The sequence below is a fragment of the Stakelama flava genome, from assembly GCF_019351405.1.
GTDB lineage: Bacteria > Pseudomonadota > Alphaproteobacteria > Sphingomonadales > Sphingomonadaceae > Sphingomonas > Sphingomonas flava_A.
This window is the reverse complement of sequence record NZ_JAHWZX010000002.1, coordinates 171,432-183,780: the sequence shown is the minus strand read 5'-3', so window position 1 is coordinate 183,780 and position 12,349 is coordinate 171,432. Positions and strand designations below refer to the sequence as shown.

Below are 12,349 nucleotides of genomic sequence, written 5' to 3'. Positions count from 1 at the left end.
GCGCGCGCATCCCGCTACCGTTTCGATCGCGATTTGCGGTTCCGGCGACGACGAAGCCGCCGGAACAGCCCGCGTTTGGAAATGGGTTCGAACATTTCCTCCGGCCCTTCGGGGTCGAGTATCTCGTTATCGGCGAGCCAGCTTTCCACCGCGTTGATTTCGGGAAGGCGATAGCGGCGCAGCCGCCGCCCCGTCCCAGCCAGCCGTTCGATCGTCGCGAGCAGCGACCCGGTTTCGGCCAGCACCGCCTTCACCCGATCCGCATCGCTGCCCAGATGTTCGGCGATCAGGTCATGCGCGACATGCGCGACCGCGTCGGCGCAACCGCTGTTGGCGCCGCGCGTCGAATCGATCGTCACGTCGCATTCGGTATCGAGGCGGAGCGATCGATTGTTGAAATTGGACGATCCGACGCGCAGGATTTGGCCGTCGATCACGGTGACCTTGGCATGGATATAGATCGGATTGCCGCCCGCCGTTTCGGCATGAAAAACGCCCAGCCGGCCGTGCGGATCGTTATTTTGCAATACGCGGAGCAGGCGCGCGCGCGCTGAATCCATCGCTTCCTGTTCCAACCATCCATCCGCCTTCACAGGATTGACGATGACGATTTCGGGGCCATCGGGTTCTTCCAGCCGCTTGCCGATCGCCTCTGCAATACGGCGCGAAGCGAAATACTGGCTTTCTGCATAGATCCAGTGTTCGGCCCGCGCGATCAGATCGAGATATAGTTGCTCGATCTCGCGGATCGGCTGCTGGTCCGGCATGGCGGGGAAGGAGCGCGAAATCGCTACATCGCAGTTTTCGAACGCCCTGGGCAGCGTTTCGGGCCAGCGCGGCTCGGTCGCCGGCGGTACGGGCAGCGGCGATCCGCCTGCGCGGGTCCAGCGGTCGCGGCAAAGTTCGCCCAGCGCTTTCGCCACCGGGCCGGTAAGCGCCGTCGTCGCATCGTGCCACGGGCCATACGCGTTGCCGCCCGGTTCGACCCGGTCGGGTTCCTTGTCGCGATGCGCGCGCGTGTCCCATCGGTCGTCGGTCATGTCGATCCCACCGCAAAAGGCGAGACAATCGTCGATGACCACAATTTTCTGATGGTGCGACGCCCCAGCGGGGTGGAAACGATCCAGTTTAAGATGAATGCGCTTGTGCCACCACCATCGCGCCAGCGTCAGCATCGTTCGGCCCCGCGCCAGGCTTTTCAACGCGCCGGTGTCCCAGCGCAGGATGTTGACATGCAGGCCGGGTTTTCGTGCGATCAGCCAGTCGAGGAATGCGCCGACTTCGCCCGGCGCTTCATCCTCATCATCCTGAACCAGGCGGATGCGGGCGTCGAAATCCCATCCGATCAGCAGAATCTGATGCTCGGCCTTTTTCATCGCATCGCGGCAAATGCGAAAATAATCGTCGGCGTCGACGATCACATTCGCCGCGCTCGCATGTTCGATCCGCCAGCAATTACGGCCGGGCTCAAGGGCAGGGACGGATGCGACCACGAAGGCTTACAGGATTTCCCGGACCTTTTCGGGCGGGCGGCCCAGCACCGCGCCCTTTTCGGTCTCCACAAGCGGCCGTTCGATCAGGATCGGATGTTCGGCCATGGCATCGAGGATTTCGCCTTCGCTCGCGTCTTTCAGCCCCAGTTCCTTCGCCTTCGCTTCCTGCGTGCGAAGGCCGTCGCGCGCCGATATGCCTGCGCGCTTGTACAGTTTGGCAAGCGTTTCGCGGCTGGGCGGCGATTCGAGATATTTCACAATATCGACCTCGACCCCCGGTTCCGCTTCGAGGATTTTCAGCGTCTCGCGCGATTTTGAGCAGCGCGGATTATGCCAGATCGTCGCCTTCATTCCGCTTCTTCTTCTTCTTCCCCGGCAAGCCATTCCTCAAGCCATTTGATCGTATAGGCCCCCTGCTGGAATTCGGGATTGTCGAGCAAGGCCTGATGCAGCGGGATCGTCGTTTTGATCCCTTCCACGACGAATTCGTCCAGCGCACGACGAAGCCGCATCAGCGCGCCCTTCCGCGTGCGGCCATAGACGATCAGCTTGGCGATCATGCTGTCGTAATATGGCGGAATCCGATACCCGGCGTACAGCCCGCTGTCGACGCGCACGTTCATCCCGCCGGGTTGGTGGAAATGGGTAACCTTGCCCGGCGACGGGGTGAAGGTGCGCGGGTCCTCGGCATTGATCCGGCACTCGATCGCGTGCCCGCGAAATTCGACGTCCTTCTGCGCGACCGAAAGCGGTTCGCCCTCGGCAATGCGAATCTGTTCGCGCACCAGGTCGAGGCCGGTGATCGCTTCGGTAACCGGATGTTCGACCTGAAGCCGGGTATTCATTTCAATGAAATAGAATTCACCTTTTTCCCAAAGAAATTCGATCGTCCCCGCGCCGCGATAGCCCATATCGGCCATCGCGCCAGCGACGATGCCGCCCATGCGTTCGCGCTCTTCAGCGCTGATGACGGGGGAGGGGGCTTCCTCCAGCACCTTCTGGTGACGTCGCTGCAGCGAACAGTCGCGCTCGCCCAGATGGATGGCGTTGCCATTGCCGTCGCCGAACACCTGAAATTCGATATGGCGCGGATTGCCGAGATATTTTTCCATATAGACGGTGGCGTCGCCGAACGCTGCCTTCGCCTCGCTGCCTGCCTGACGCATCAGCGTTTCGAGCTGGTCCTCACCCGGCACCACCTTCATGCCGCGGCCGCCACCGCCCGATGCCGCCTTTATGAGCACCGGATAGCCGATTTCGGCGGCCAGTTTCTTTGCCTCATCGACATCGGTGATCGCGCCGTCGGAACCCGGCACCAGCGGCAGGCCCAGTTTTCCGGCCGTGCGCTTCGCCTCCACCTTGTCGCCCATGATGCGGATATGTTCGGGCTTCGGGCCGACGAACAGGATGTTGTGTAACTCGACGATCTCGGCAAACTTCGCGTTTTCGCTCAGGAAACCATAGCCGGGATGGATCGCGTCGGCCCCGGAAACTTCCGCAGCCGAAATGATGTTCGGGATGTTGAGATAGCTTTCGCCCGCGGGCGGCGGGCCGATGCAGATCGCTTCGTCCGCAAGGCGGACATGCATGGCGTCGGCGTCGGCGGTCGAATGGACCGCCACGGTGCGAATGCCCATTTCGTGACAGGCGCGATGGATGCGCAGCGCGATCTCACCGCGATTGGCGATCAGCAGTTTTTCGATTCTGGCCATCGGTTACTCGACGATGACGAGCGGCTGGTCGAACTCGACGGGCTGGCCGTTTTCCACCAGCACCGCCTTCACCGTGCCCGAATTCGGCGCGCTGATCGGGTTCATCACCTTCATCGCCTCGACGATCAGCAGCGTGTCGCCCGCCTCGATCCTCTGGCCTGGGGCGATGAAGGGCTTCGTACCCGGTTCCGCCGCCAGATAGGCAGTGCCGACCATCGGCGAACGCACCGCGTCGGCATCGTCCTCGGCCGACGGGCCGGCGGTATCGACGGCGGGCACCGATGCGCCTGCGGGGGGCACCGGCGCGGCAGGGGCGGGCGCAGGTTGCGGCTGCGGCACGGCATAGTTTGCCGGGGCGGCGTTGCCCGGCTTGCGCGCGACACGAACCCGCCGGTCGCCGTCTTCCACCTCGATCTCGGTAAGCTGGGTATCGTCCAGAACCGCGGCGAGTTGCCGCACCAGGTCGATATCGACCGCGATTGCACCTGCGTGCTTCTTGTCTTCGCTCATGAACCCCTCTTAATACGAAGCGTGGCCTGTGTCAGAGAGTCGCGGCCGCTTCAAGCGCCAGAAGGTAGGAAAGCGCGCCGAAGCCCGCGATGGTTCCGCGCGCGGCGCGACCGATAAAGCTGACATGGCGGAATTCCTCGCGCGCATGCGGGTTGGACAAATGCACCTCTATGACCGGTGTCGTGATGCCCTTCACCGCATCGTGGAGCGCGACCGATGTGTGGGTAAGCCCGCCGGGGTTGAGGATCACCGCCTTCGCTTCTCGCGACTGCGCCTCGTGCAGCCAATCGATCAGGTGCCCTTCATGATTCGACTGGCGAAGGTCGATTTCCAGATCGAGTTCGCCCGCCCGGTCCTGAAGCCGTCCGGCAATGTCGTCCAGCGTCTCGTTGCCGTAAATTTCGGGTTCGCGAAGCCCGAGCAGGTTCAGGTTCGGACCGTTGAGGACGAAAATCGTTTGCGCCAAGGAACAGCCTTTCGGTTGCGGGGCGCGGGCCGCGCCCCTAAATCGCCATCGGTCTTACGGCACAGGGAAAGCAATGCACAAGGACGGCACCGCATCGATCCGCATCAATGGCGAACACCGCCGGGTAAAGGCCGGGCACAGCATCGCCGAACTGGCGAGCGAACTGGGTTTCGTTCCCGAAAAGATCGCGGTCGAACGCAATCTGGAGGTCGTTCCGCGCTCCAAATTGGGCGAGGTGAGGGTCGAGGACGGCGACGAGCTGGAGATTGTCCATTTCGTCGGCGGCGGCGATCATCAGGCGGCGATCGACGATGACAGCTGGACGGTCGCTGGACGAACGTTTCGCTCGCGGCTGATCGTGGGCACCGGAAAATACAAGGATTTCGCGCAGAACGCGGCTGCGCTTGAGGCGTCGGGGGCGGACATCGTCACTGTGGCGGTGCGCCGGGTGAACGTGTCCGATCCCAAAGCGCCGATGCTGACCGATTATATCGACCCCCAAAAGGTCACCTATCTGCCCAACACCGCCGGATGCTTCACCGCGGATGAGGCTGTGCGCACATTGCGGCTGGCGCGCGAAGCCGGCGGCTGGGACCTGGTCAAGCTGGAAGTACTGGGCGAGGCGAAGACGCTGTACCCCGATATGCGTGAAACGCTGAAAGCGACTGAAACGCTGGTCGCCGAAGGGTTCAAGCCGATGGTTTATTGCACCGATGATCCGATCGCGGCGAAACAGCTGGAGGAGGCGGGCGCGGTGGCGATTATGCCGCTGGGCGCGCCGATCGGATCGGGGCTGGGCATCCAGAACCGGGTGACGATCCGCCTGATCGTGGAAGGTGCGAACGTGCCCGTGCTGGTCGATGCCGGGGTCGGCACCGCTTCGGATGCGGGCGTGGCGATGGAACTCGGCTGTGACGGCGTGTTGATGAACACCGCCATTGCAGAGGCGAAGGACCCGATCATGATGGCGCGCGCGATGAAGCTGGCGGTGGAAAGCGGCCGGCTCGCCTATCGCGCGGGGCGCATGGGCAAGCGCCGCTACGCCGACCCCTCCAGCCCGTTGTCGGGCCTGATCTGAAAGGATCGGCGCGCCGGGGACGGAGGGTGCAGGATATGAAGAAAGGATATCAGTCCGGATCGCGTGCCCATGCCGCCTCGACAGTCCGCGTCAGCAGTTTTGCTGCCGATTCCGGCCAGCCCGAAATGCGCGCCGTGGCGGGCGGGGTTTTCACGATGGGATCGGACCGTTTCTATCCCGAAGAAGCGCCGACCCGCCGGGTTCGCGTCGATCCGTTCGAAATCGACATATATCCAGTGACGAACGCCGATTTCGCGCGGTTTGTTGCCGATACCGGCCATGTCACCATGGCGGAGGAAGCCCCGAATCCAGAAGAGTATCCCGGCATCCTTCCCGAAATGTGCCATGCTGGCTCGCTTGTCTTTCGGAAAACGAAGACGCCGGTCGATACCTCAAATCCCGGCCAATGGTGGGAATTCTGCTTTGGCGCGGATTGGCGTCACCCGCTTGGTCCGCAAAGCGCGATCGAGGGGCTGGACGATCACCCGGTTGTCCACATCGCCTATCGCGATGCCGAAGCCTATGCGGCCTGGGCGGGCAAGGCGCTTCCCACCGAAGCTGAATGGGAATGTGCCGCGCGTGGCGGTGTGGAGGGCGCGGAATATGCCTGGGGCGACGAACTGGCCCCGGCGGGCAGAATGATGGCGAATTACTGGCAGGGGCTGTTCCCCTTCGCCAATCAGTGCCTGGACGGATGGGAAAGAACTTCCCCCGTCGGAAGCTTTCCGGCGAACGATTTCGGCATTTACGACATGATCGGTAATGTGTGGGAATGGACCGCCGACTGGTGGAGCGCCAGACCGGCTGCGTCCCCCAGAAAATGCTGTGCAATCGAAAATCCGCGCGGCGGCACCCGGCGCCGGAGCCTCGACCCCGAACAGCCGCAAATCGCTATCGGGCGAAAGGTGCTGAAGGGCGGATCGCATCTGTGCGCCGAAAATTACTGCCAGCGCTATCGCCCCGCCGCCCGCCATCCGGAAATGATCGAGAGTTCGACTTCGCATATCGGATTTCGCTGCGTCCGGAGGCCATGAACGACTTCATTCATGAAGTAGCCGAATATCACTCGCATGATCGGGCCATCGCGGGTTACGCAGCACCGTAAGATGCTCGGCGGCACCACGTGTCTCGTCCCAGGATTTAATGGTGCGGATCGCGCATCGCCGAACTTGCCAGGCATATGATCGAGAAGCAGCCGCCCGACCTTTCCGGATTGCTGCTGTGTACAATGCCGGGCTTCGTCACCCGGATTCGAGGTGGAGGAAGGCGAGCCGGTCGAGGCAGGCCAGCCGCTTGCGGTGGTCGAGGCGATGAAGATGGAAAACATCCTGCGCGCCGAAAAATCGGCCGTGGTCAAATCGCTCAACGCAAAGCCGGGCGACAGCCTGGCCTTGATGCGGTAATCATGGAATTTGAAGGCAGAAAGCGACCCTAATTGTAATCATTGAGCCCACCGCCTCAGACACTACGGAACGTCGATAATGCGGCCTACGCGCACGAGAAGCCCGCTGGGATCGCTAACCGAAAACTCATATGTGCCCCACGGTTTCTCGTGCGGCGCGCCCTCTTCGATTATGAGTTCGCGCACGGCCTCGGCCAGTGCGTCGACGTCTTCGACATAAAGGTACAAGCCGAACGGATTGTCTTCGATGTTCCTTGGCCAACCGGCTACATGGGTGAGGTGAAGGTGCCACCCATGACCGTCGTCCAGTATGCGGTAGTGGCCATAATCGCTAACCACATCGAACTTCAGGCGCCGATAGAATGCCTCGCTCTTATCCAAATCGTTGCTCGGAATTATCGCAACTGCCCGATGGTCCATGCTCATAGTCTCCCAGATCAGATCATTGTGTGGTCTGGCCGCACTCTTCGCTTTTGACGAGTGCTAAAACATCTCGGACACGTCGAATCGGACATAGGACGGCAGATGTCCGGCGAACCAGACTTCGATTGCGCGGTTGCCGATGCTAAGCAGCCGCAAATGCTCGCCTTGCCATTGTCAGAGACTCGCAGTGTATCCCGCACTCGCGCTGCTATCGTCGATGCCTTCACCGCACTTGCGCTGCGGCACCGGTATGAAACGCTACGCGCATCCGATATCATTGCGCTCGCCGGCCTCGGAAAATCGACTTTCTATGAGCACTTTCGCGGCAAGGACGATGTCTTGGTTCATGCTTTGCAGCCCGTTGTTCTGGCTCTTGCAACGGCAGCTTCAGGGCGTGCGGCCCGTTCTTACGTTTGCGAAACGGTCCGGCATCTCTGGGAGCGCAGGTCGGTCTGGCGGGCTCTCTTGGATTCGACCGCAGCACCGGCCGTTCAGCGGTGTCTTTCGGAAGCCATTCGATCGCATGGCACTCGGGCGGGTCTCAAAGACAATGCTGCGTTCTTAGCTGCAAAAGGGATCGCGGCTGCTCAATTTGCGATACTGAGAAGCTGGCTGGCGGGGGAGGTCCCTTCTACGAATGACGACATCACGGACAGTTTGATCGCCTGTTCGCAACTTCTCCGACGCGATCAAGTTTGAGTGGCGAAAGGCTCGGCATTGTAGCACACCTTTCCCAAACTGGACCGTCGCGAAATCACCCAATCTCGGCCATTCGCTAAGCGTGGCTGCTATCTGATCGGATGACCGCTTTCAGGTAGCATGTAGCCGACCGTTTACGACCGAAATGGGCGCGAACTTGCCGTAGCAAACATCCTTGAAGCCGGAACACCTCACCCTGAGCGCCGCATAAAAAAAGCCGCCGCCCGGTATTCCGGACGGCGGCTTTTTCGTGTCGGCCCGGCAGGCGGGCGGTAGGGGGATTATTCCTTGTTCAAGTAATCGCCCGCCGCTTCGTCGCTGCCGTCGCCGGAGGTTTCGACCGATTCCAGCGCGTCGGACGTCACCATCGCATCGACGGGGTCCTGTGCCAGTTCGGCCTCATGCTCCTTTTCGGCCGTGTCGGCGGCGATCAGCGCTTCCTGAAGCTTGCGCTGCTGGGCGCGCAGCGCCGCGTCACGCGACGTCGCGGCGATCCGCATCCGGTTCATGCCCGCGCCCGTACCCGCCGGGATCAGGCGGCCGACGATGACATTTTCCTTCAGCCCGATCAGCGTGTCCTGCTTGCCCTGCACCGATGCTTCGGTGAGGACGCGCGTGGTCTCCTGGAACGACGCCGCCGAAATGAAGCTGCGGGTCTGCAGGCTGGCCTTGGTGATGCCGAGCAGGATGGGCTTGCCTTCGGCGCGCGCCTGATTCTTGCCCAGCTTCTCGTTCACCGCGTCCATCTCTTCGCGATCCACCTGCTCACCGGGGAGCAGGGTGGTGTCGCCGGCGGCCGTGATCTCGACCTTTTGCAGCATCTGGCGAACGATCACCTCGATGTGCTTGTCGTTGATCTTCACGCCCTGCAGTCGATAGACTTCCTGAATTTCGCTGACCAGATATTCGGCCAGCGCTTCCACGCCCAGCACTTCGAGGATGTCGTGCGGATCGGGCGATCCGCCGATCAGATTCTCGCCGCGCTTGACATAGTCGCCTTCCTGAACGTCGATCACCTTCGACTTCGGCACCAGATATTCGACGATGTCGCCATCCTCGGGCTGAATGCCGATCTTGCGCTTCGCCTTGTAATCCTTGCCGAACACCACCCGGCCGGAGACCTTGGCGATGATCGCGTTCTCCTTGGGCTTGCGCGCCTCGAACAGTTCGGCGACGCGCGGCAGACCGCCGGTGATGTCGCGCGTCTTGGCCGATTCGCGGGCAACACGGGCAAGCACGTCGCCCGCCTTTACCTCGGCACCGTCCTCGACGCTGATCACCGCGCCCGGCTGAAGCATATAGCGGCCGGCCTCACCCGATTCCGCGTCGTGCAGCGTCAGGCGGGGACGAAGGTCTTCCTTCGACTTGCCGCGATATTCGGTGACGACGCGCTGGGTGATGCCCGTCGCTTCGTCGACCTGCTCGGTCAGCGTCTTGTTATCGATAAGGTCCTGATACTTCACCGTACCGGGGTGATCGGTGATCACCGGCATGGTGTACGGGTCCCATTCGGCCATCCGGTCGCCCTTGCTGACGATATGGCCATCGTCGAACATGACATAGGCGCCATAGGGGATGCGGTGCACCGCGCGCTCGCGGCCCTCATCGTCGAGGATCGCCAGCTCGCCGTTGCGGCTGAGTACCACGCGGCGGCCGCGCTGGTCCTCGATTACGCGCAGGTCGCGGAACTCGACCTTGCCGTCGGCCGGAGCCTCAAGGTTGGACTGTTCGTTGAGCTGTGCCGCGCCGCCGATGTGGAAGGTACGCATGGTAAGCTGCGTACCCGGTTCACCGATCGACTGCGCCGCGATGACGCCGACGGCTTCACCGATATTCACCGGTGTACCGCGGGCAAGGTCGCGGCCATAGCATTTGCCGCACACGCCGATCTTCGATTCGCACACCAGCGGCGAGCGGATCTTCATGCCCTGGACGCCGATTTCCTCGATCCGCGCGACCATCGCTTCGTCGAGCAGCGTGCCCGACGGGATGACGACCTTGCCGGTCTTCGAATCGACCACGTCCTCCGCGGTGGTACGGCCAAGGATACGTTCGCCGAGCGATGCGATCGTCGAACCGCCCTGAACGATCGCCTTCATCTCCAGCGCGCGTTCGGTGCCGCAATCATCCTCGATGATGACGCAGTCCTGGCTGACATCGACCAGACGGCGGGTCAGATAGCCCGAGTTCGCCGTCTTGAGCGCGGTGTCGGCCAGACCCTTGCGGGCGCCGTGGGTCGAGTTGAAATATTCAAGGACGGTCAGGCCTTCCTTGAAGTTCGAGATGATCGGCGTTTCGATGATCTCGCCCGACGGTTTGGCCATCAGGCCGCGCATACCGGCGAGCTGCTTCATCTGCGCCGGCGAACCACGCGCACCGGAATGCGACATCATGTAGATCGAGTTGATCGGCTTCTCACGGCCCTTATCCGGCCCGTCTTCATAGTGACGCACCGCGCGGATTTCGTCCATCATGGCGTTCGCCACCTGATCGCCGCAACGGCTCCAGGCGTCGATGACCTTGTTGTACTTTTCCTGCTGAGTGATCAGGCCGTCCTGATATTGCTGTTCGTAATCGGCGACCAGCGCACGGGTTTCCTCTACCATCCCGTCCTTCGATTCGGGGATGACCATGTCGTCCTTGCCGAACGAAATGCCCGCCTTGAACGCGTGGCGGAAACCCAGCGTCATGATGCCGTCGGCGAACAACACTGTCTCCTTCTGGCCGGTGTGGCGATAGACGGTGTCGATGACGTCGCCGATCTCCTTCTTAGTCAGCAGGCGGTTGATCGTTTCGAACGGCACCTTGTGGCTCTGCGGCAGCTTTTCGCCGATCAGCAGGCGGCCCGGCGTTGTTTCAACGCGCTTCAGATACACGTCGCCATTCTCGTCGGTCTGCGGCACGCGGGTGGTGATCTTCGTGTGAAGCGTCACCGCGCCGGTATCGAGCGCCTGATGGATTTCGGCCATGTCGCCCAGGATCATGCCTTCGCCGGGTTCCTTTTCCTTCTCCATCGAGAGGTAATAGAGACCCAGCACCATGTCCTGCGACGGCACGATGATCGGCTTGCCGTTGGCGGGGGACAGGATGTTGTTGGTGCTCATCATCAGCACGCGGGCTTCCAGCTGCGCCTCAAGGCTCAGCGGAACGTGCACGGCCATCTGATCGCCGTCGAAATCGGCGTTGAAAGCGGAGCAGACCAGCGGGTGAAGCTGGATCGCCTTGCCCTCGATCAGGACCGGTTCGAACGCCTGAATGCCAAGGCGGTGGAGCGTCGGTGCGCGGTTCAGCATCACCGGGTGCTCGCGGATCACCTCGTCAAGGATGTCCCAGACTTCCTTGCGTTCCTTTTCGACCCACTTCTTCGCCTGTTTCAGGGTCATGGACAGACCCTTGGCGTCGAGCCGGGCATAGATGAACGGCTTGAACAGCTCGAGCGCCATCTTTTTGGGCAGGCCGCATTGGTGCAGCTTCAGTTCGGGGCCGGTCACGATGACCGAACGGCCCGAATAGTCGACGCGCTTGCCGAGCAGGTTCTGACGGAAGCGGCCCTGCTTGCCCTTCAGCATATCGGACAGCGATTTCAGCGGACGCTTGTTCGCACCAGTGATCGTGCGGCCGCGACGGCCGTTGTCGAACAATGCGTCGACCGATTCCTGCAGCATGCGCTTTTCATTGCGCACGATGATGTCGGGCGCGCGCAGTTCCATCAGCCGCTTCAGTCGGTTGTTGCGGTTGATGACGCGGCGATACAGATCGTTCAGGTCCGAGGTCGCGAAGCGGCCACCGTCCAGCGGGACCAGCGGGCGCAGTTCGGGCGGAATGACCGGAACGACGTCGAGGATCATCCATTCGGGGCGATTGCCCGAATCGATAAAGCTTTCGACGACCTTCAGCCGCTTGATGATCTTCTTGGGCTTCAGTTCCGACTTGGTCTCGGCCAGTTCTTTCAGCAGGTCGTCGCGCTCGGTCTCGAGATCGAGGTCCATGAGCATCGCCTTGACCGCTTCCGCGCCGATTCCGGCCGAAAAGGCGTCTTCGCCATATTCGTCCTGCGCGTCGAGCAGTTCGTCCTCGGTCATCAGCTGGTATTTTTCCAGCGGGGTGAGGCCCGGTTCGGTGACGATATATGCTTCGAAATACAGAACGCGCTCAAGCTGCTTCAACTGCATGTCGAGCAGCAGGCCGATACGGCTGGGCAGCGATTTCAGGAACCAGATATGCGCGACCGGGGCGGCCAGTTCGATATGGCCCATGCGCTCGCGGCGGACCTTCGAAACGGTCACTTCCACGCCGCACTTTTCGCACACAATGCCCTTGTACTTCATGCGCTTGTACTTGCCGCACAGGCATTCGTAATCCTTTATCGGACCGAAGATGCGCGCGCAGAACAGGCCGTCACGCTCGGGCTTGAACGTGCGATAGTTGATCGTTTCGGGCTTCTTGATCTCGCCGAAGCTCCACGAACGGATGCGGTCGGGCGAGGCAAGGCCGATCTGGATCTGGTCGAAGGTTTCCGGCTTGGCCAGCGGATTCGAAAAGTTGGTCAGTTCGTTCATGTTTTAA

At 61.7% G+C, this 12,349-nt stretch carries 10 protein-coding genes and 1 pseudogene; 4 read left to right on the top strand and 7 right to left on the bottom strand.

Annotated elements, in window-relative coordinates:
• Positions 1 to 14: 14 nt before the first annotated feature.
• From KY084_RS03015 to aroQ, 5 genes are read right to left on the bottom strand one after another with little or no spacing between them, the layout of a single operon-like run.
• A complete protein-coding gene (locus KY084_RS03015; RefSeq protein ID WP_343227941.1) occupies positions 15 to 1,493 on the bottom strand; it encodes a phospholipase D-like domain-containing protein in 1,479 nt (492 codons plus the stop codon).
• A 6-nt stretch (positions 1,494 to 1,499) separates the two neighbouring features.
• Complete coding sequence (gene arsC, locus KY084_RS03010; protein WP_219236947.1) at positions 1,500 to 1,844, bottom strand: arsenate reductase (glutaredoxin); 345 nt, start codon at positions 1,842 to 1,844, stop codon at positions 1,500 to 1,502.
• The gene (accC, locus tag KY084_RS03005) at positions 1,841 to 3,205 is read right to left on the bottom strand and encodes an acetyl-CoA carboxylase biotin carboxylase subunit (RefSeq protein ID WP_219236946.1); all 1,365 of its coding nucleotides are present in this window, start codon (positions 3,203 to 3,205) and stop codon (positions 1,841 to 1,843) included. Before accC ends, arsC begins: the two co-directional genes overlap by 4 nt.
• 3 nt (positions 3,206 to 3,208) lie before the next feature.
• The gene (gene accB, locus KY084_RS03000) at positions 3,209 to 3,715 is read right to left on the bottom strand and encodes an acetyl-CoA carboxylase biotin carboxyl carrier protein (protein WP_219236945.1); all 507 of its coding nucleotides are present in this window, start codon (positions 3,713 to 3,715) and stop codon (positions 3,209 to 3,211) included.
• Positions 3,716 to 3,746: 31 nt separating this feature from the next.
• Entirely contained in the window at positions 3,747 to 4,181 is a 435-nt protein-coding gene (aroQ, locus tag KY084_RS02995) for a type II 3-dehydroquinate dehydratase (protein ID WP_219236944.1), read from the bottom strand.
• Between the two features lie 73 nt (positions 4,182 to 4,254).
• On the opposite strand from aroQ, the gene thiS reads away from it, so the two are divergent.
• The 3 genes and pseudogenes from thiS to KY084_RS02980 all read left to right on the top strand — a co-directional run.
• Complete coding sequence (gene thiS, locus KY084_RS02990; protein WP_219236943.1) at positions 4,255 to 5,259, top strand: sulfur carrier protein ThiS; 1,005 nt, start codon at positions 4,255 to 4,257, stop codon at positions 5,257 to 5,259.
• A gap of 125 nt (positions 5,260 to 5,384) precedes the next feature.
• The gene (locus KY084_RS02985; protein WP_219237098.1) at positions 5,385 to 6,293 is read left to right on the top strand and encodes a formylglycine-generating enzyme family protein; all 909 of its coding nucleotides are present in this window, start codon (positions 5,385 to 5,387) and stop codon (positions 6,291 to 6,293) included.
• A 122-nt stretch (positions 6,294 to 6,415) separates the two neighbouring features.
• A pseudogene (locus KY084_RS02980) lies at positions 6,416 to 6,694 on the top strand (acyl-CoA carboxylase biotin carboxyl carrier protein subunit); the annotation flags it as partial.
• A gap of 30 nt (positions 6,695 to 6,724) precedes the next feature.
• Here KY084_RS02980 and KY084_RS02975 read toward each other — a convergent pair.
• On the bottom strand, positions 6,725 to 7,087 hold the full coding sequence (locus KY084_RS02975) for a VOC family protein (protein ID WP_246586825.1): 363 nt from the start codon (positions 7,085 to 7,087) through the stop codon (positions 6,725 to 6,727).
• A gap of 99 nt (positions 7,088 to 7,186) precedes the next feature.
• Between KY084_RS02975 and KY084_RS02970 the strand changes: the two genes are divergently transcribed.
• Entirely contained in the window at positions 7,187 to 7,783 is a 597-nt protein-coding gene (locus tag KY084_RS02970; protein WP_219236942.1) for a TetR/AcrR family transcriptional regulator, read from the top strand.
• A gap of 281 nt (positions 7,784 to 8,064) precedes the next feature.
• Here KY084_RS02970 and rpoC read toward each other — a convergent pair whose 3' ends face one another.
• Entirely contained in the window at positions 8,065 to 12,342 is a 4,278-nt protein-coding gene (rpoC, locus tag KY084_RS02965; RefSeq protein WP_219236941.1) for a DNA-directed RNA polymerase subunit beta', read from the bottom strand.
• Between the last annotated feature and the right edge of the window lie 7 nt (positions 12,343 to 12,349).